Genomic DNA, 18,478 nt, shown 5'->3' on the forward strand with positions numbered 1-18,478 from the left:
CACCGGCCGGTCGCTCAGTGGTGCCCCGGGTGCTCGGGCCAGTGCGCGTCGGCGTGCGGCGCGCCGTCGTCGTGGGGGGCCGGCGGCGGGGCGTACTTGTGGTGGGTCCCGCGGAAGGACCACGTGACGCCGAGCAGGAAGGCGAAGGCCAGCAGCGCGATCACGAGGATGAGCCACGGCGGGATCGGCAGCTCGTGCGCGGCTTCCTCGGCGGCGAGCAGGGTGGCGGTCGTCGACATGTCGCCCAGCGTACCGTCCCCGTTGTCCACGGATTTCGTCCACAGGGCTGTGCACGGAGGGGGTGTCGAGCACCGGCGGCTGTGGACATCCGGGCGCCCCCGCGAGACGTCCGAGGAACTTCGCGGAACCGCTTGTGCCACGCCGTCGGGAGCACTAGAACAGACCCCACGCCCCCTCGGCGGTCGGAGTCCGAAAGGCCTTCTGACGCGGGCCGTCCCGGGGGTGGGTCGTTCGGATAACGGCACTTCGCCCCCTTCCCGGTCCGCCGGGGAGAGGCCGTTCGAACCCTCACGGGGGAGGACGCCGCGCGCGACGGCGCGGGTGCTGCGGCCGACGGCCCGAGTCGAAGCCCGTCCCCCCGGGGGCGGCGCCACCGTCGCGTGGCAGACCTCTGTGCGGCTCGCCGCAGGGACCGACCGGCTCGATCTCGACTGGTGGCCGTGCCGCCGGTGGGGGCCCCCGAATCTCATACTCGGGGGCCCTCCGTCGTTCGGCGCCCGGATCCTCGTCCTCACAGCCGGTCCACGGCCGGTTCACGGCGCAGCACAGGCGCCCGCTCTACCCTTGGGCCATGCCCGCCGCGCCCGTCGACCTCAGCGTCGTCGTCCCCATGTACAACGAGCAGGAGGTCCTCCCCCTGTTCGTCGAGCGGCTGCGCCCGGTCGCCGAGGCCTGGGGGGTCACCTACGAGGTCCTCTGCGTCGACGACGGCTCCACCGACGCCACCCCCGTGCTGCTCCAGCGGCTGCGCCGCGAGTGGGACGCCGTGCGCGTCGTGCGGCTGCGGGCCAACGCCGGGCACCAGGCGGCGATCTCGGCCGGGCTCGCGCGGGCCCGAGGCGCCTACGTCGTCACCATCGACGCCGACCTCCAGGACCCGCCGGAGACCATCGGCGAGATGCTGCACGTCGCGCGCGAGCAGCACGTCGACGTCGTCTACGGCGTCCGCGAGGACCGCTCCAGCGACACCGCCTTCAAGCGGGTCACCGCGCGCGCCTTCTACCGCTCGATCCGCGCCCTGTCCGACGTCGACGCCCACGTCGACGCCGGCGACTTCCGGATGATGTCGCGCGCCACCGTCGACGCCGTCAACTCCCTCCCCGAGTCCAACCGGGTGCTGCGCCTCGTCGTCCCCGCGCTCGGCTTCCCGAGCGCGTCGGCCGGCTACCGCCGGGCACCGCGGGCCGCGGGCGACTCCAAGTACCCGCTCGGCAAGATGCTGCGCCTGTCCATCGACGGCGTCACCGGCTTCTCCATCGCCCCGCTGCGCTTCGCGACGTGGCTCGGCCTGCTCGGTGGCGTCGCCGCCCTCGTCGTGCTCCTCTACGCCGTCGTCGCGATGCTCCTCGGCAACACCCTCCCCGGCTGGACCTCGACCGTCGTCATCGTCTCCGCCGTCGGGGCCGTCCAGCTGCTGGCGCTCGGCATCCTCGGGGAGTACGTCGGGCGCACCTACTCGGCGCTCCAGGCCCGGCCCGCGTACTTCGTGGCGCACGACAGCCTCGAGCTCGAGATGCCCACGCCCGTCACCGACGACGACGCCGACGCGGCGTTCGACCGCGTCGTCTCTCAGACCCGGACCTGACCGTCCCCCTCGACGACCCACTTGGTCGTCGTCAGCTCGGGCAGGGCCATCGGCCCGCGCGCGTGCAGCTTCTGGGTCGAGATGCCGATCTCGGCGCCGAACCCGAACTCGCCGCCGTCGGTGAAGCGCGTGCTCGCGTTGACCATGACGGCCGCCGCGTCGACCTCGGCGGTGAACCGCCGGGCCGCGGCGCGGTCCTCGGTGACGATGGCCTCGGTGTGCCCGGAGCCGAAGCGGCGGATGTGCGCGAGCGCGGCGTCGAGGTCGTCGACGACACCGACCGACATCTCGAGGCCGTGGAACTCGGTGGCGAAGTGCTCGTCGGTGGCGGTGTCGTGCCGGACGCCGGCGGCGTCGGCGCGGGTGCCCGAGGCGGCGTCGGTGTGCAGGGCGACCCCCTCGGCCGACAGGGCGGCGAGGGCCTTGGGGAGGAAGGCGTCGGCGACGTCCCGGTGCACGAGGAGGGACTCGGCGGCGTTGCAGACGCTCGGCCGGTGGGTCTTGGCGTTGACGGCGATGGCGAGGGCCTTGTCGAGGTCCGCGCGGGCGTCGACGTAGACGTGGCAGTTGCCGACGCCGGTCTCGATGACGGGGACGGTCGACCCCGTGACGACGGCCTCGATGAGGTCGGCTCCCCCGCGCGGGATGAGCAGGTCGACGAGGCCGCGGGCGGTCATCAGGGCGTGGACGGCGCCGTGGCCGCCCTCGAGCAGGCCGACGGCGTCGGCGGGAAGGCCGTGCGCCTCGAGAGCACGGCGCAGGACACCGACGAGGGCGCGGTTGGTGTCGGCGGCCGCACTCCCCCCGCGCAGCAGGACGGCGTTGCCGGACTTCAGGCCGAGCGCGGCGGCGTCGACGGTGACGTTGGGCCGGGCCTCGTAGATCATCCCGACGACGCCCATCGGCACCCGGACCTGGCGGATCTGGAGGCCGTTGGCGAGGGTCGAGCCCCGGACCACCTCGCCGACGGGGTCCGGCAGGGCGGCGATGTCGCGGACGGCCGAGGCGACGGCGGCGACGCGCGCGGCGTCGAGGCGCAGGCGGTCCTGGAGGCTCTCGGGCATCCCGTGCTCGCGGCCCCGGGCGAGGTCGCGGGCGTTGGCCTCGACGACCTCGTCCGTGGCGGCGTCGAGGGCGTCGGCGAGGGCGAGCAGGGCGGCGTCCTTCTCGGCCCGGCTGAGCAGGGCGAGCCGGCGGGAGGCGGTGCGGGCGGCCTCGGCGAGGACGCGGACCTGCTCGACGTCGGCGGCGTCGGCGGTGGTGGTGCGCTCGGACATGGGTCAAGGGTAGGCCGGGCCTGCGGGGTCGGCCGCGGGGCTCTCGGCGCGCGGGACGGTGACAGGATGGACCGGTGACGACGATCCTCTCCATCCAGTCCTCCGTCGCGTACGGCCACGTCGGCAACTCCGCGGCGGTCTTCCCGCTCCAGCGACTCGGCGTCGAGGTCTGGCCGGTGCACACCGTCCACTTCTCGAACCACACCGGGTACGGCGCGTGGCGGGGGCCGCTCATGGCGCCGGAGGACGTGCGCGAGGTGGTCACCGGCATCGAGGAGCGCGAGGCCCTCGGCGAGGTCGACGCCGTGCTGTCCGGCTACCAGGGCGGTGAGCAGATCGGCGAGGTGATCCTCGACGCGGTCGCCCGCACCAAGGCCGCGAACCCGTCGGCGATCTACGCCTGCGACCCGGTGATGGGGAACGCGAAGTCCGGATGCTTCGTGCACCCGGCCATCCCGGTCCTGTTGCGCGAGAAGGTCGTTCCGCAGGCCGACCTCATCACGCCCAATCAGTTCGAGCTGGGGTTCCTCACCGGGACCGAGCCGGGTGACCTCGACTCGACGCTGGCCTCCGTCGAGGCGGCGCGGGCGATGGGTCCGTCGACGGTGCTCGTGACGTCGGTGCTGCGCCCGGACCGGCCGGCGGACACCATCGAGATGCTCGCGGCCCACGACGACGGCGCGTGGATGGTCCGGACCCCGCAGCTGCCGCTCAAGGCCAACGGGTCGGGGGACGTGACGGCGGCGCTCTTCACGGCGCACCTGCTCGAGACCGGTGACGCCGGGGTCGCGCTCGGGCGCACGGTGTCGTCGGTGTTCGACCTGCTGCAGACCACGCTCGACTCCGGGCGGCGCGAGCTCCAGCTCGTGCAGAGCCAGACGGCCATCGCCGAGCCGCGGATGCAGTTCGAGGTCGAGCGCCTCCACTGACGCGCCCCGCGCAGCCGGACCTCACGCGTATCGGGTGACCCGATAAGGCTGCGCTGACCCCGGGAACGGTTCCGGGGCACAGCACGGTCGTATCGGGTGACCCGATACGCGTGTGACTCGTGGGGTCAGAGGATGACGAGGTCGTCGCGGTGCACGACCTCGCGCTCGTACTCCGGGCCGAGCTCGCGGGCCAGGTCGCGGGTCGAGCGGCCGAGCAGCCGGGGCAGCACGCCCGAGGAGTAGTTGACGAGCCCGCGCCCGATGACCCGCCCGTCGGCGGCGCAGACGTCGACCGGCTCGCCCGGCCCGAAGGTGCCCTCGACCTCGACGATGCCCGCCGGCAGCAGCGACTTCCGGCGCTCGGTGACGGCCGCGACCGCGCCGTCGTCGATGACCAGCCGGCCGCGCGCGGTCGTCGCGTGCGCCAGCCAGCGCTTGCGCGAGGCCCGCGTGGCCGCCGCGGGCGCGAAGACCGTGCCGACGTCCGCTCCGGCCAGCGCCGCACCGACGTCGGGCAGCCGGGTGAGCAGCGTCGGCACCCCGGCCGCTCCGGCGATGCCCGCGGCCTCGACCTTGGTGACCATCCCGCCGCTGCCGACCGCCGAGCCGGTGCCGCCGATGGTCACCGACTCGAGGTCCTCGGTCGTCGCGACGAACGGCACCCGCCGGGAGCCCGCCTGCGACGGCGGACCGTCGTGGAGCGCGTCGACGTCGGTGAGCAGGACGAGCCCGTCGGCCCCGACGAGGTCGGCGACGAGCGCCGCGAGCCGGTCGTTGTCGCCGAAGCGGATCTCGTGCGTCGCCACGGTGTCGTTCTCGTTGACGATCGGGACGATGCCGAGCTCGAGGAGCCGCTCGAGGGTGCGCCGCGCGTTCGTGTAGTGCGAGCGACGCGTCGTGTCGTCGGCGGTGAGCAGCACCTGCCCGACGGTGAGCCCGTGCCGCGAGAACGCCGCCTGATAGGCCGCGACGAGCGCTCCCTGCCCCACCGAGGCCGCGGCCTGCTGGGTGGCGAGGTCGGTGGGACGGCGCGACAGCCCGAGCGGGCCGATGCCCGCCGCGATGGCGCCCGACGAGACGAGGACGACCTGCCGGCCGGCGACCCGGCGAGCGGCCAGCGCGTCGACGAGCGCGCCCAGCGCACCGACGTCGAGGTGGCCGCCGTCCGCGCTCGTCAGCGACGACGACCCGACCTTGACGACGAGGCGGCGGGCCTCCCCCACGGCATGCCGCAGCGCGGCGGCGGAGGCGGTGGGAGCGGTCGTCATCGGGCTCAGTCCTCGGACTCGGTGTTCGCCCAGTGCCCGGCCCGCCGCTCGGCGGCGAGCTCGTCGCGCGCGGCGGTCTGGGCGTCCTTGCGGGCGTGGAACTCCTCGCGCTTCTCCGAGCGGGTCTTGCGCCCGGACTCCTCGAAGCGCACGTCGCTGCCCCGCGGCCCGGAGAGCAGCTCGGCGCCGGCGGCCATCGTCGGCTCCCAGTCGAAGACGACGGCGTTGTCCTCGGGCCCGATGAGCACGGTCGACCCGGCGACCGCCCCGGCCTTGAGCAGCTCGTCCTCGACCCCGAGGCGGTTGAGCCGGTCGGCGAGGTAGCCGACGGCCTCGTCGTTCGAGAAGTCGGTCTGGCGGACCCAGCGGGTGGGCCGCTCGCCGAGGACGCGGAACAGCTCGCCGTCGGAGGTCCGCTCGCGGCGCACGTGGAAACCGCTGTCGTCGACGGCCTTCGGGCGGATGACGACGCGCGGGCGCTCGACGACCGCGGCCTCGAGCTCGGCCCGGGCCTCGGCGACGTGGCGCGCGAGGGCGAAGGTCAGCTCCTTGAGCCCGAGGTGCGCCACGGCGGAGACCGTGAAGACCTCGAGCCCGCGCTCCTGCAGCATCGGGGTGACCATCTCGGCGAGCTCGCGGGCCTCGGGCACGTCGGCCTTGTTGAGGACGACGATGCGCGTGCGCTCGGACAGCGGGCGGCCGCCGAGGCTGTCGTCGGTGACGTAGGCGGCGAGCTCGGCCTCGATGACGTCGAGGTCGGTCAGCGGGTCGCGGCCGGGCTCGAGGGTGGCGCAGTCGACGACGTGGACGAGCACCGAGCAGCGCTCGACGTGCCGGAGGAACTCCAGGCCCAGGCCCTTGCCCTCGCTGGCACCGGGGATGAGCCCGGGCACGTCGGCGATCGTGAAGCGCGCGCTGCCGGCCGTCACGACCCCGAGGTTCGGGACGAGGGTGGTGAACGGGTAGTCGGCGATCTTCGGCTTGGCCGCCGAGAGCACCGAGACGAGCGAGGACTTGCCGGCCGACGGGAACCCGATGAGCGCGACGTCGGCGAGCGACTTCAGCTCGAGGACGACGTCGAGGTCCTCCCCCGGCTCGCCGAGCAGGGCGAACCCGGGTGCCTTGCGCCGCGCGCTCGCCAGGGCCTTGTTGCCGAGACCGCCGCGGCCGCCGCGGGCGAGCACGACGGAGGCGTCGTGCCCGACGAGGTCGGCGACGACCTCGCCGGTGCCGTCCTTGACGACCGTGCCCTCGGGGACGGGCAGGACGAGGTCGGCACCGTCGGCGCCGTTGCGCTCGTCACCGGCGCCCGGGCGGCCGTTCTCGGCGCGCCGGTGCGGCGTGTGGTGGTAGTCGAGGAGCGTCGTGGCCTGCGGGTCGACGGCGAGGACGACCGAGCCGCCCCGGCCGCCGTTGCCGCCGTCCGGCCCGCCCAGCGGCTTGAACTTCTCGCGCTTGACCGACGCCACGCCGTGCCCGCCGTTGCCGGCGGAGACGTGGAGGACGACGCGGTCGACGAAGGTCGCCATCGAGGGGGGTGCTCCTGACTGGGAGGGGGAACGCGTGAGGGGCGGGCCGGCCGGCCCGCCCCTCACGACGTGGTGCGTGGTGCCGGGCGCGGGCCCGGCGACGTCGTCACTCGGCGGCGACGGCCACCGGGAGGACGTTGACGGTCTTGCGACCGCGCTTGGTGCCGAAGGTCACCGCACCGGGGACGAGCGCGAACAGCGTGTCGTCGCCGCCGCGGCCGACGCCGTCACCGGGGTGGAAGTGGGTACCGCGCTGGCGGACGATGATCTCGCCGGCCTTGACGACCTGGCCGCCGTAGCGCTTGACGCCGAGGTACTGGGCGTTGCTGTCACGACCGTTGCGGGTCGAGGACGCACCCTTCTTGTGTGCCATGTCTGTAGTCCTTAGTCCGTGAGGATCGCGCGGTCAGGCGTCGATCGCGGTGATCTTGACCTGGGTGAGCGGCTGGCGGTGGCCCTGGCGCTTCCGGTAGCCGGTCTTGTTCTTGTACTTGAGGATCGTGATCTTCGGACCCTTGGCGGCCTTGACGACCTCGGCCGTGACCGTGACCTTCGCGAGCTTGCCGGCGTCGCTGGTGACGGTGGCGCCGTCGACGACGAGGAGGGGCTGCAGCTGGATCTTGTCGCCGGCCTCGCCGGACGTCTTGTCGATGAGCAGGACGTCGCCGACGGAGACCTTCTCCTGGCGACCACCCGCGCGCACAATCGCGTACACGTTCGATCTCACTTCCTGTTCGGGCGCGCTCTCTGTGACCGGCCGGTCGCGACCCCGTGGACGACACGGGACACCGACGCGGTGGGCGCACCGACTCACCAGAGTACCGGCGGGCGGGGCGGCCCTCCAAATCCTGGAGGCCGCCCCGCCCCGGCGCTCACTCGCCCGTGGTCGGCTCGGCCGGGGCGCTGCTCGTGGCGGTGGACGACGGCGGTCCGGCCGGGGCGACGACGCGGCCGCGCTTGCGGCGCGAGCGGCGGGCCGGGGCCGGCTCCTCGGCGGGCTCGGGCTCGGCGGCGACGGGCGGGGCGGCCACGGGCTCCTCGACGGGCTCGGGGACGGTCGGCGCGACCGCGACGGGCTCGACCGGCTCGACCGGCTCGCCGGGCGCCACCTCGGCGACGACCTCGGCGGCCACCTCCTCGGCGACCTCCGGGCTCTCGCTGTGCTTGAGCGCGGCGGCGTGCGCGGCCGCGGCGATCTGGGCGGCGCTCGGACCGTTGCCCCCGCCCTTGGGGGCCTCGTCGGCCGCGGCGGACGAACCGCCCGAGCCTGCGGACCCGCCGGACGACCCGCGCCCGCGGCCCCGACCGGAGCGGGAGGAGCCGCCGCCGTCACCGGACCCGGAGCCGCCGCCCCGCTCGACCGGCTCGGACTGGACGACGATGCCGCGCCCGCCGCAGTGCTCGCACGGCTCGGAGAAGACCTCGATGAGGCCGGAGCCGACCCGCTTGCGGGTCATCTGCACGAGGCCGAGCGAGGTGACCTCGGCAACCTGGTGCTTCGTGCGGTCGCGCCCGAGGCACTCGAGCAGCCGGCGCACGACGAGGTCGCGGTTGGATTCCAGGACCATGTCGATGAAGTCGATGACGATGATGCCGCCGATGTCGCGCAGCCGGAGCTGGCGGACGATCTCCTCGGCGGCCTCGAGGTTGTTCTTGGTGACCGTCTCCTCGAGGTTGCCCCCGGAGCCGACGAACTTGCCGGTGTTGACGTCGACGACGGTCATCGCCTCGGTGCGGTCGATGACGAGCGAGCCGCCCGAGGGCAGCCAGACCTTGCGGTCCATCGCCTTGCTGATCTGCTCGTCGATGCGGTGGGCCGCGAAGACGTCGTCCTCGGAAGTCCACTTCGTGACGCGGGCGGCGAGGTCGGGGGCGACGTCCTCGACGTACTCGCTGACCTCGCCCCAGGCCTTCTCGCCGGAGACGACGAGCGAGGCGAAGTCCTCGGTGAAGACGTCGCGGATGACGCGGATGGTGAGGTCGGGCTCGCCGTGGAGCAGCGCCGGGGCGCCCCCGCTGCCGGACTTCTTGGCCTTCGCGGAGTCGGCCTTCTTGACGATCCGCTCCCACTGCTTCGTGAGGCGCTCGACGTCGGCCTTGAGCTCGGCCTCCGAGGCCCCCTCGGCGGCGGTGCGCACGATGACGCCGGCGCCGTCGGGCACGACCTCCTTGAGGATGGCCTTGAGGCGGGCGCGCTCGGTGTCGGGGAGCTTGCGCGAGATGCCGGTCATCGAGCCCTCGGGCACGTAGACGACGTACCGGCCGGGCAGGCTGATCTGCGAGGTGAGCCGGGCGCCCTTGTGGCCGATCGGGTCCTTGGTGACCTGGACGAGGACGGTGTCGCCGGACTTCAGCGCGTTCTCGATGCGCTTGGCCTGGTTGACCTCGAGGCCGGCGGCGTCCCAGTTGACCTCGCCGGCGTAGAGCACGGCGTTGCGGCCCTTGCCGATGTCGACGAACGCGGCCTCCATCGAGGGCAGGACGTTCTGGACCCGGCCGAGGTAGACGTTGCCGGCCATCGAGGCGGTGGTCTCGCGCGAGACGTAGTGCTCGACGAGGACGCCGTCCTCGAGGACGCCGATCTGGGTGCGGCCGTCGCGGCCGCGAACGACCATGCTGCGCTCGACGCTCTCGCGGCGGGCGAGGAACTCGGCCTCGGTGATGATCGTGCGGCGCCGGCCGGCCTCGCGGCCCTCGCGGCGGCGCTGCTTCTTGGCCTCGAGGCGGGTCGAGCCCTTGACCGCGGTCGGCTCGTCGCGCTCCGAGCGCGGCTCGCGGACCTTCGTGACGGTGCCGGGCGGGTCGTCGCCCTCGGCGGCACCGGACCCGCTGCGCCGGCGGCGGCGACGGCGGCGGCTCGAGGCCGACTCGCCGTCGGAGTCCTCGTCGTTCTCGGCCGCGCGACCACCGCGGCGACCGCCCGTGGGCTGCTGGTCGCCGGAGTCGTCGGCGGCGTCGCCGTCGGAGCCCTCGGCGCCGCCCTGCTCGTCCTCGCCCTTGCCGCGGCCGCGGCGTCCGCGACCGCCCCGGCGGCGACGGCGGGAGCCGCCGTCGCCCTCGGCGGGCTCGGCCTCGGGGGCGTCGGGGACGGTGGCCTCGGCGGGCGCGTCCTCTGCGGTCTCCTCGACGGCGGGCTCGGCGGCCGGCTCCGGGGTGGCCGGCACCTCGGCGGGGGCCTGGGCCGGCGAGGTCGCGCGCCGGCGGCGCGGGGCGACGGTGGTCTCGGGGGCCTGGAAGAGCAGTCCGAAGGCGGGGCCGGACGCCGGCTGCTCGGCCGTCTCCTCGGACTCCTCCTCCTCGGGGGTCTCGTCCTCGGCGGGCGCGGGGGCCTCCTCGGCGGGGGCCGGGGCGACCGCGGCCTTGGCGGTCTTGCGGCCACCCTTCTTCGCCGGGCGGCGAGGGGCGACCGGCGGCGCGTCGTCGTCGGTGTCGGTGGTGGCCTCGGCCGCGGCGGGCGCCTCGACCGGGGCGTCGGCCTTCTTCTTCGCCGCGCGCTTGCGGGGGGTCTTCGCCGCGGGCGTCGCGTCGTCGGCGGCGCCCTCCTCGGCGGAGGCGGCCACGGCCTTCTTCTTCGTGGCGCGCTTGCGGGTGGACTTCTTCGTGGCGCCGCCCGCGCTCGAGGCGTCGTCACCGGCGGAGGGCGCGGTGTCGACCGGCAGGGTCGGGGCCTCGGCGGCCTGGGGGGTGGTCGGGTCGTTCTCGGAAGCCATGACGGCCCCTTTCGTCACCCGGTGGTCGACGACCACACCGGCGACGCCCGGAGGCGGCTCCTCGCCGACCGCACGGTGTGCGATCGCATCGTGCGGGCGGGTGGCCCACACGGAAGTCAGCTGCTGCCCCGGTGCGGCTCGCGCGGACGGCGCGTCACCGAGCGGGGCCGACGGCCTCCCGGTCGGCGGCCAGTGGATCGGCCACCCCGGCACCTGCCTCGAGCAGCGGGCCCTGCGCGAGCCGGGTCACCAGTGGTGGCTCCGGCGCCGCGAACCCCGTGACTGCGTGGAGGGCGGTCAGGATGTCGTCGGGGCGTACGGCCGGTGTGGTGTGCCGTACGACCATCCGCAGTATCGCACACCCCTCCTGCGGGTCCTCCTCGACGCGCATGGCGAGCACCGGCTCCCGCGTGTCGAAGGTGCGCGGCCCGGACTTGAAGGTGCGGGTGGCCTCGGCCCGCTCGACCGCGAGGAAGGCGGCGACGACCGGCTCGACCTCGGCCGGGGCGCTCCGGCGCAGCCGCAGCTCCCAGTCGCTGCCCTCGAGGCGGTCGGCGAGCGAGCCGGGCCCGGCCTCGACGACCTCGACGACGTCGAGGTCGGTGGGCAGCGCCTCGTCGAGGGCCTCGCGCAGCGCGTCGGGGTCGACCCGCTCGGTGACCCGGATCTCGAAGTACTCGGCCTCGCTCGCCGTGCCCGTGGGAGCGGCGTTCGCGTAGGAGATCAGGGGGTGCGGGTGGAAGCCGGCCGAGAAGGCCATCGGCACGCCGGCCCGGCGCAGCGCCCGCTCGAGCGCGCGCGAGAAGTCCCGGGTCGAGGAGAAGCGCAGCCGGCCGCGCTTGGCGTACCGGATGCGCAGCTTCTGGACCGCGGGGGGCGGCGGGGGTCCCTCGGGGGTGCGCTGGCGGGCCATGACGCACCAGCCTAGGAGGCACCGCGGCCGCGACCGAATCGCGGCGGCGGAGCCGGCCGGCCTCCCGCCGGCCGGGTCAGGCGACGGTGCCGGGCACCGGCCAGGTCCCGAAGCGCTGGGCGATCGTGATCCGGCCGTAGTCGCCGTCGAGCTGGGGTCCCGGGCGGCGGGGGGCGGGCTCGCTGAAGGCGTTCGTCACCGCGGTGCGCAGCGTGTCGTCGGCCGTCGTGAGCGCCGTCTCGGCGGTCTCGCGGGGGGTGACGAACCGCGACTCGACCTCGGTGGCCGACACGTGGAGGGTTCCCAGGACGCACTGGGTCCCGGTCACCTCCGACTCCTGGACGGGCGACTCGGGACCCATGACCGGCGGCGGCGTGAGGAGGGAGTACTGGCTCCCCGGGCCGGTGGAGAGGAAGCCGGGGCTGGTGTGGAACTGGTACGTCAGGTGCTGGGTCAGGGTCGTCGCCAGGGTGCTGACGGACTCGAAGTGCGCCTCACCGGCGGTCTCGAGGGAGGTGCACCCGCGCTTCATGTCGAGGCAGGCCTCGTGCACCGTCGACAGGGCGGTGCGCTGGGGCGGCGCGGCGGCCCGGTACCGCGGCGAGGCGCCGCGGCGCCACGACCCGATGGCGCGCAGGGCCGGCTCGGCCACCGCCGCCTGGGCGTCCGACACGTGGCTCGCCGCCTGGTTCCACTCGCGGGTGCGGTCGCCGACCGTGCCCACCCACCCGCTGTCGTCGAGTCGCCGCTCGATGGTCGTCGCCAGCCCGCGCACGGCGTCGCGCGCCGCGACCACCTCCGAGCGCAGGTCGACGAAGCCGTCGCACCCGTGGTGGTCACCGGCGTACACGTCCCAGTTCGTCACGACGTGGTCGGCCCACAGCCGCAGGTAGGCCACCCGGTCCCTGGCCACCGACACGCTCGCCTGCACCCCGGTCATGCCCACTCCTCCGCGTCCACCCGGCGCGCGGCCGGCTCCCACTCGGCGCCCGTCGGCACGCCCTCGCCCGAGCCGGCAGCCGGGACGGGCCCGGGGACCTCCTCCTCCTGGAGCAGGTCGGGGACGCCGTCCTCGTCCTCGTCCTCGGCGAGGTCGACGACGCCGTCGCCGTCGGTGTCCTCCCAGAGGTCCGGCACGCCGTCCCGGTCGGCGTCCGGCACGGTGGCCGGCGCGCCCTCGACGTCCTGCCAGACGTCGTAGCGGCCGTCGCCGTCGCGGTCCTCGAGCAGGTCGGGGGTGCCGTTGCCGTCGGCGTCCTGGAGGATGTCGGGCGCGCCGTCACCGTCGCGGTCCGCGAAGAGGTCGGGGACGCCGTCGTAGTCACGGTCGCGCCAGATCCGGGGCGTGCCGTCGCGCCCGGTCTCCCAGACGTCGAGCACGCCGTCGCCGTCCTCGTCCTCGAGGACGTCGGGTCGGCCGTCGCCGTCGCGGTCCCGCAGGTAGAGCGGGTCCCGGTCGGGTGCCGGAACGGGCTCGCCGACGAACGTCGGGTTCCCGGCACCGCCTCCTCCTCCGCCACCGCCCGCGGGCTGTTCGGACCCCCCGCCGCCCCCGCTGCCGGCGGAGGTGACCCGGCCGCCGGCGTCGACGTCGGTGCGCGTCGTCCGCACCGTGTTCGCGTCGATGAGGTCGGCGACCGTCCCCGTGGCCGCCGCCGCGTCGCGCAGGAAGTCGCGGACGGCCTCGGCCTGCGTCACGTAGACCGGCTTGACGATCTCCGCGTACACGCCGAAGACCGGGTGCCCGCTGACCTCCCCCGCCGCCAGCGTCCGGGCCTCGCCGAGCCGGGTCTGCGCGCTGCGCCACTGCGCCGCGTCGTGCTCCATGTCCGCGAAGACGATCTCCACGCCGTCCGGCCCACCGCCCACGGTCCCCCGCCCTTCCCTCGATGTCCCGCGCCGACGGTAACCAGCCGGCCGCGGGCGCGACAATGGGGAGCACTGCCCGCACCGTCGCACGAGGGACCCCGTCCCGACCGATCCGACGGCGAGAACGCCGTCCGGAGACGGATCGAGCGGCGAACGGGACTGTCGGCCACGTCATCCGCAGCACTATCGTGCAGCCATGCCTGCGACCGACCGCGCCCGACTCGCCCGACTCCTCGCCGCCGAGCAGGAGCGGTACACCGCCGACCACCCCCGCAGCCGCGAGCTGTTCGAGGCCGGCGGCAACCTCTTCGGCCGGGTCCCGATGACGTGGATGAACAAGTGGAGCGGGGGCTTCCCGCTCTACCTCGACCACGCCCGCGGCAACCGGATCACCGACGTCGACGGCCACACCTACGTCGACTTCGCCCTCGGCGACACCGGCGCGATGGCCGGGCACTCCCCCGTGCCGACGACGACCGCGGTCGCCCGGCGGATGGGCGAGCTCGGCGGTATCACGACGATGCTCCCGAGCGAGGACGCGCAGTGGGTCGGCGAGGAGCTGACCCGGCGCTTCGGGATGCCGCTGTGGAGCTTCACCCTCTCGGCCACCGACGCCAACCGGTGGGCGGTGCGCCTGGCCCGGCTCGCGACCGGCCGCTCGAAGATCCTCGTCTTCGCGTACTGCTATCACGGCTCGGTCGACGAGACCTTCGCGATCCCCGGACCCGACGGCACCACGGTCTCGCGCCCCGGCAACGTCGCGCCGCCGGTGCCCCTCGACCTCACGACCCGCGCCGCGACGTGGAACGACCTGGCCTCGGTCGAGCGCGAGCTGGCGCACGGCGACGTCGCGGCGATCCTCACCGAGCCGGCCCTGACCAACATCGGCATCGTCCTGCCCGAGCCCGGGTTCCTGGAGGGCCTGCGCGAGCTCGCGACCCGCTACGGCGCCCTCCTGATGATCGACGAGACGCACACCTTCTCGGCCGGCTGGGGCGGGGCCACGCGCGAGTGGGCCCTGCAGCCCGACATCTTCGTCATCGGCAAGTCGATCGGCGGCGGCATCCCCTGCGGCGCGTACGGCATCTCGGCCGACGTGGCGGCGGCGGTCACCCGCCACACCGACGCCGGTGACGCCGACATCGTCGACGTCGGCGGGGTCGGCGGCACGCTCGCCGGCAACGCGCTCTCGACCGCGGCGATGCGCGCCACCCTCGACGAGGTGCTCACCGAGGACGCGTTCGCGCACATGACCTCGCTCGCCGAGGCCTTCACCGACGGCGTCCGGGAGACCCTCGAGGCGTTCGACGTGCCGTGGTCGGTCAGCCGGCTCGGGGCGCGCTCGGAGTACCGCTTCGCCCGGCCGGCGCCGCGCACCGGTGAGGAGTCGGCGGCTGCGCACGACGACGACATCGACGCCTGGATGCACCTGGCGATGGTCAACCGCGGCATCCTCATGACGCCGTTCCACAACATGGCGCTCATGTGCCCCGAGACGACCCGCGAGGACGTCGACCGGCACACCGAGGCCTTCCGCGAGGTCGTCGGCGAGCTGTACGGCTGACCCGCGCGCGACGCACGAGGGCCCGGCCGCGGGTGCGGCCGGGCCCTCGCTCTGCCCGGAGGACAGGCCGGACGTCAGTGCCGCCCGGAGGCGGTCGTCAGGTAGCGCGCGGTGGGCGCGCCGACGCCGGTGACGTCGTCCCAGCCACGACCGGTGGTCAGGCTCGAGTCGTCGTCGAAGGTGCGGACGCTGGAGACGAGCCCGTCGTCGGCGTTGAGGCCGTTGACGTAGTCGACCCGGACGTTGCCCCGGTCACCCTCGGGGCGGACGTCGTGGAAGACGCCGCTCGTCCGGCCGAGGCGGTACAGCAGCGGGTTGGCGAACCCGATGCGGCCGCGCGTCTGCTGCACGTCGGCCTGCAGGCCGGCCATGAGCGGCGCCGCGAGGCTCGTCCCGCCGATGCGGTACTCGCCGTAGCGGACTCCCTGACCGAAGCGGGTCGGCGCGTCGAAGACCTGCGTCTCACCGACGAGCATGCCGGTCGTGGGGTCGGCGTCCATCCCGACGTCGGGGACCCCGCGCATCGCACAGCCCGTCCGGGTGCCCTGCTGGTAGAAGGGCTTGGTGAACAGGTCGCTGCACCCGCCGCCGGCCCCGTAGAGGTAGCCGACCGAGGTCCACCGGCCCTTGTCGAGCGTGTACTTGTCCGTGCCCCAGCCGGTCTCGAACGTCCGGCGTCCCGCCTTGTCGATCGCGAGCGCGGTGCCGCCGACGGCGGTCACGTACGGGTCGGCTGCCGGCCAGTCGGGCGAGACGACACCCGTGTTCGCGCCCTCGTCGCCGTCGTCACCCGAGGAGAAGTAGGTGCCGATGCCCTGCACGGCACCCTGGAGGATGACCGACTCGTAGGCCTGGACGAGCGCGTCGTCGATGGTCGGGGTCTTCACGCCGTCGACCACGACGTAGGTGGGCTCGCCCCAGGAGTTGGAGATGACCGAGGCCTTGTTGTCGTGCACGACGCGGGCGATCGAGTTGAGCAGGTCGTCGTCGTAGCAGGAGGCGGCGCCGTAGTAGGCGACCGTGGCGTCGGGAGCCATGCCGTGCACGGCCTCGACGTCGAGGGTCTCCTCACCGAACCAGCCGTTGCCGCCGCACTCCTCGACCTTGGCCGGGTCGTAGGTCGTGTCGTTGGCCTGGGTCAGCTGGCCGCGGCGGAACGCCTTGTCCCCGTGCCGCTTCGCGTAGGTGTTCGCGTCCTCCTGGATGGTCGGGGCGGCGAAGGCGTCGGTGATGGCGACCGTCTCACCCTTGCCCGTGCGGTGCGTGGCGGTGACGCCGTACGCCGAGCGCAGCTGCTTCGGCACGTACCCGCACACCGAGTACGGCAGGTGCTTGCCCTGGAAGGCCGGGTCGGTGCGGTCGACCTTCTGCCCGTAGTAGGCGCCGCAGGTCGTCGAGTTGACGAAGCCGGGCGGCGGGCCGAGGTCGCTCGGCGCGGACGTCGTCGTCGCGGTGGTCCCCCGGTCGCCCTCCTGCTGCGGCCGGGTCCAGTGCGTCACGGTGTCGAGGCCGGTGACGGCCAGCACGTCGGAGGCGAGGGCGTCGGGGACGGTGACGGGGGTCGTCGGCGCCGTGCCGGTGTGGCCGTCGAGGGTGAAGGTCTGCAGCCCGGCGGTGAAGGCCGAGGACAGCGCGGCCGGGCTGCCGGACAGCTGGACAAAGTGGCGGTCGGTCCCCACGGCGTCGACGTGCAGGCCGGCCCCGCGGGCCCAGCTGCCGACGGCCGAGACGGTGGCCGAGGTCGGCGCGAACCGCGCGGCGTACTGCGCGGTGTCGAGGTAGTGCCCGTAGGCGGAGGAGCCGGGGTCCGAGACGGACCGCGCGAGCCGCTCGAGCGCGGCGCCGTCGCGGGGTGCGAGCCACACCTTGACGTGGGCCGTCGCGGTGGCGGCGGCGGAGCGCTGGGACCGGACCTTGGTGGTCCAGGCCGGGGCCCGGCTCACCTCGTGCCGTCCGGTGCCGTGGGGTGCTGCGGCGGCCGCACCGGCGCCGACGGCTCCGGCTCCGGTCGCCGCGAGGACGGCTGCGCCGATGAGCGCCACCGTTCCGCGAGTGGTTCCTGTCACGGGGTACCTCCTGGGGAGACCTGTCGCGGAGCGGTGGCTCCGCGTGCGCAGCCTCACCCCGGGACGGGGCTTCGCACCCTGACGGATGTCACGGGTCGCCCTCCGGCGCAGCGTCGTCCGGCACTTGGTCCTCAGGAGGCCCTCAGCCGGCGGTCACCGGGCGCGCAGCCGACGGGCCGTCTCGACCTGGTCCCACACGGTGACGACGACGACGCCGACCGTCATCGAGACGCGCAGGTCGCGGGCGGCCGTGGTCCAGCCCCCCTCGACGAGGGCCCGCAGGAACCCGTCGTCGAAGAGCCGGTCGGTCTGCAGCAGCCAGAGGAGCAGGCCGCCGACCGCGAGGTCGAGGACCACGCCGACCGCCGCCGTGCGCCACGTCCACCGCCGGGCCCGGTAGGCCACGACGACGAGGACGGCCTGGGCGGCGAAGAGCGCGAGGAGCGTCGGCAGCCACCCCGACCAGAGGTCCGGGTCGAGGACGGGGACGGCCTCCCCGTCGAGGCGCACCGGCGAGCTCGTCTGCTGCCAGACGATCGCCAGCGCGAAGACGACGAGGCTGACGAGCGAGAACACCGTCTCCCCGCGGGAGACCGCGTGGCGCCCACCGGGCGACTCCGGCAGCTGGTCCGGCGTCCAGCCGAGGACGCCCCGCCCCGGCTGGGTGCGCTCGAGGACGGCGAAGACGAGCGTCGTCCAGAAGACGACGTGGACGGCGGTCGTCAGCGCGGCGAGGGCGGAGCCACCGAACGCCGGGCCGACCCCGCTCGTCGCGATGTCGTCGGTGAAGAGGCGCACGACGAGGGTGACGACCCAGACGAGCGGGACGACGACGGCGACGAGCACGGTGACGAGCCGGCGCCACTCGGGGTAGAGCGCCGGGCCGACGAGGTGCAGCGGTCGCCCCGTGTAGCCGGCCGCGAGGCGGATGGGGTCGCCGAGCTCGACGAGCACCTCGCGCTCGGCGTCCTCGCGGCTGGCGGTGGCCCCGGCGTCGAGGCGGGCCTCCACCATGTCCTCGATGGTGCCGCGCAGCTCTCGGTCGACGTCCTCGCGCTGGTCGTCCGCGAGTTCACGGACGGTGGCGGCGACATAGCGGTCGGTGAGGGAGGTCATGGTGTCGTCCTCTCGGTCGTGGTCAGGCGAGGTCGGTGATGGAGGCGTCGAGGGCGCGCCAGTCGGCGCGCAGCGCGGCGAGCACGTCCTCGCCGGCGGTGCTCGTCCGGTAGAACTTGCGCGGGCGCGACTCCTCGGTGTTCCACTCGGCGGTGAGCAGGCCCTGCTTCTCGAGGCGGCGCAGCAGCGGGTAGAGCGTGTTGGCGTCGACCTCGAACCCGGTGCGCGCCAACGACTCCAGCAGTGCGTAGCCGTACCCGGGCGTCCGCAGGCTGGCGAGCGCCGCGACGACGACGGTCCCCCGCCGCAGCTCCTGGAGGTGACCGGCCAGCACGCCGTCGTCGTCCGTCATGACTGACACGATAGTGTGCGTCACACACTATCGTCAACCACACAGGCTCCGGCCGGTGCG

16 protein-coding genes are annotated in these 18,478 nt (G+C 74.4%); 3 read left to right on the top strand and 13 right to left on the bottom strand.

What is annotated here, in order from left to right; translation table 11 throughout:
- Positions 1–14: 14 nt before the first annotated feature.
- On the bottom strand, positions 15–239 hold the full coding sequence (locus tag JQN70_RS08055; protein ID WP_204130804.1) for a hypothetical protein: 225 nt from the start codon (positions 237–239) through the stop codon (positions 15–17).
- 572 nt (positions 240–811) lie between these two features.
- On the opposite strand from JQN70_RS08055, the gene JQN70_RS08060 reads away from it, so the two are divergent.
- Positions 812–1,825, top strand: a complete 1,014-nt coding sequence (locus tag JQN70_RS08060) for a glycosyltransferase family 2 protein (protein WP_204130805.1) — start codon at positions 812–814, stop codon at positions 1,823–1,825.
- Here JQN70_RS08060 and JQN70_RS08065 read toward each other — a convergent pair.
- A complete protein-coding gene (locus tag JQN70_RS08065) occupies positions 1,810–3,102 on the bottom strand; it encodes a glutamate-5-semialdehyde dehydrogenase (protein ID WP_204130806.1) in 1,293 nt (430 codons plus the stop codon). The two genes, JQN70_RS08060 and JQN70_RS08065, sit on opposite strands and share 16 nt — an antisense overlap.
- 74 nt (positions 3,103–3,176) lie before the next feature.
- Here JQN70_RS08065 and pdxY point away from each other — a divergent pair, with 74 nt between their 5' ends.
- On the top strand, positions 3,177–4,031 hold the full coding sequence (gene pdxY / locus JQN70_RS08070; protein WP_204130807.1) for a pyridoxal kinase PdxY: 855 nt from the start codon (positions 3,177–3,179) through the stop codon (positions 4,029–4,031).
- Between the two features lie 125 nt (positions 4,032–4,156).
- Here pdxY and proB read toward each other — a convergent pair whose 3' ends face one another.
- The 8 genes from proB to JQN70_RS08110 all read right to left on the bottom strand — a co-directional run bounded on the left by proB (position 4,157) and on the right by JQN70_RS08110 (position 13,320).
- Positions 4,157–5,299: a glutamate 5-kinase gene (proB, locus tag JQN70_RS08075; RefSeq protein ID WP_204130808.1), complete on the bottom strand. Its 1,143-nt coding sequence runs from the start codon at positions 5,297–5,299 to the stop codon at positions 4,157–4,159.
- Positions 5,300–5,304: 5 nt separating this feature from the next.
- Positions 5,305–6,828 (bottom strand): GTPase ObgE, encoded by a 1,524-nt coding sequence (obgE, locus tag JQN70_RS08080; RefSeq protein WP_204130809.1) that lies wholly within the window; start codon positions 6,826–6,828, stop codon positions 5,305–5,307.
- A 106-nt stretch (positions 6,829–6,934) separates the two neighbouring features.
- A complete protein-coding gene (rpmA, locus tag JQN70_RS08085; protein ID WP_204130810.1) occupies positions 6,935–7,201 on the bottom strand; it encodes a 50S ribosomal protein L27 in 267 nt (88 codons plus the stop codon).
- 33 nt (positions 7,202–7,234) lie between these two features.
- Positions 7,235–7,543 carry a 50S ribosomal protein L21 gene (gene rplU, locus JQN70_RS08090; RefSeq protein WP_204130811.1) on the bottom strand — a complete coding sequence of 103 codons (309 nt, stop codon included), beginning with the start codon at positions 7,541–7,543 and terminating at the stop codon, positions 7,235–7,237.
- A 157-nt stretch (positions 7,544–7,700) separates the two neighbouring features.
- Entirely contained in the window at positions 7,701–10,538 is a 2,838-nt protein-coding gene (locus JQN70_RS08095; protein WP_204130812.1) for an Rne/Rng family ribonuclease, read from the bottom strand.
- Between the two features lie 154 nt (positions 10,539–10,692).
- Positions 10,693–11,451 carry a TIGR03936 family radical SAM-associated protein gene (locus JQN70_RS08100; protein WP_204130813.1) on the bottom strand — a complete coding sequence of 253 codons (759 nt, stop codon included), beginning with the start codon at positions 11,449–11,451 and terminating at the stop codon, positions 10,693–10,695.
- 76 nt (positions 11,452–11,527) lie between these two features.
- The gene (locus JQN70_RS08105) at positions 11,528–12,391 is read right to left on the bottom strand and encodes a hypothetical protein (protein WP_204130814.1); all 864 of its coding nucleotides are present in this window, start codon (positions 12,389–12,391) and stop codon (positions 11,528–11,530) included.
- Positions 12,388–13,320, bottom strand: coding sequence for a hypothetical protein (locus JQN70_RS08110; RefSeq protein ID WP_204130815.1), 933 nt, complete (start codon positions 13,318–13,320; stop codon positions 12,388–12,390). Before JQN70_RS08110 ends, JQN70_RS08105 begins: the two co-directional genes overlap by 4 nt.
- Before the next feature lie 196 nt (positions 13,321–13,516).
- Here JQN70_RS08110 and JQN70_RS08115 point away from each other — a divergent pair, with 196 nt between their 5' ends.
- Complete coding sequence (locus JQN70_RS08115) at positions 13,517–14,884, top strand: transaminase (protein ID WP_204130816.1); 1,368 nt, start codon at positions 13,517–13,519, stop codon at positions 14,882–14,884.
- A 74-nt stretch (positions 14,885–14,958) separates the two neighbouring features.
- Here the strand turns inward: JQN70_RS08115 and JQN70_RS08120 are convergent, their stop codons facing one another.
- The 3 genes from JQN70_RS08120 to JQN70_RS08130 form a co-directional block, all read right to left on the bottom strand.
- Positions 14,959–16,950, bottom strand: coding sequence for a S53 family peptidase (locus JQN70_RS08120; RefSeq protein ID WP_204130817.1), 1,992 nt, complete (start codon positions 16,948–16,950; stop codon positions 14,959–14,961).
- Between the two features lie 153 nt (positions 16,951–17,103).
- Complete coding sequence (locus JQN70_RS08125; RefSeq protein ID WP_204130818.1) at positions 17,104–18,066, bottom strand: permease prefix domain 1-containing protein; 963 nt, start codon at positions 18,064–18,066, stop codon at positions 17,104–17,106.
- 22 nt (positions 18,067–18,088) lie between these two features.
- Positions 18,089–18,418 (bottom strand): PadR family transcriptional regulator, encoded by a 330-nt coding sequence (locus JQN70_RS08130; RefSeq protein ID WP_204130819.1) that lies wholly within the window; start codon positions 18,416–18,418, stop codon positions 18,089–18,091.
- Between the last annotated feature and the right edge of the window lie 60 nt (positions 18,419–18,478).

It is taken from the genome of Phycicoccus sonneratiae (assembly GCF_016887965.1).
Lineage (GTDB): Bacteria > Actinomycetota > Actinomycetes > Actinomycetales > Dermatophilaceae > Phycicoccus > Phycicoccus sonneratiae.

What these genes read in the sequence shown, in the direction of transcription:
- JQN70_RS08055 (WP_204130804.1), bottom strand. Translation starts at nt 239, where the DNA reads ATGTCGACGACCGCCACCCTGCTCGCCGCCGAGGAAGCCGCGCACGAG.
- JQN70_RS08105 (WP_204130814.1), bottom strand. Translation starts at nt 12,391, where the DNA reads ATGACCGGGGTGCAGGCGAGCGTGTCGGTGGCCAGGGACCGGGTGGCC.
- JQN70_RS08065 (WP_204130806.1), bottom strand. Translation starts at nt 3,102, where the DNA reads ATGTCCGAGCGCACCACCACCGCCGACGCCGCCGACGTCGAGCAGGTC.
- JQN70_RS08130 (WP_204130819.1), bottom strand. Translation starts at nt 18,418, where the DNA reads ATGACGGACGACGACGGCGTGCTGGCCGGTCACCTCCAGGAGCTGCGG.
- JQN70_RS08125 (WP_204130818.1), bottom strand. Translation starts at nt 18,066, where the DNA reads ATGACCTCCCTCACCGACCGCTATGTCGCCGCCACCGTCCGTGAACTC.
- JQN70_RS08115 (WP_204130816.1), top strand. Translation starts at nt 13,517, where the DNA reads ATGCCTGCGACCGACCGCGCCCGACTCGCCCGACTCCTCGCCGCCGAG.
- JQN70_RS08060 (WP_204130805.1), top strand. Translation starts at nt 812, where the DNA reads ATGCCCGCCGCGCCCGTCGACCTCAGCGTCGTCGTCCCCATGTACAAC.
- JQN70_RS08100 (WP_204130813.1), bottom strand. Translation starts at nt 11,451, where the DNA reads ATGGCCCGCCAGCGCACCCCCGAGGGACCCCCGCCGCCCCCCGCGGTC.
- JQN70_RS08095 (WP_204130812.1), bottom strand. Translation starts at nt 10,538, where the DNA reads ATGGCTTCCGAGAACGACCCGACCACCCCCCAGGCCGCCGAGGCCCCG.
- obgE (WP_204130809.1), bottom strand. Translation starts at nt 6,828, where the DNA reads ATGGCGACCTTCGTCGACCGCGTCGTCCTCCACGTCTCCGCCGGCAAC.
- rpmA (WP_204130810.1), bottom strand. Translation starts at nt 7,201, where the DNA reads ATGGCACACAAGAAGGGTGCGTCCTCGACCCGCAACGGTCGTGACAGC.
- proB (WP_204130808.1), bottom strand. Translation starts at nt 5,299, where the DNA reads ATGACGACCGCTCCCACCGCCTCCGCCGCCGCGCTGCGGCATGCCGTG.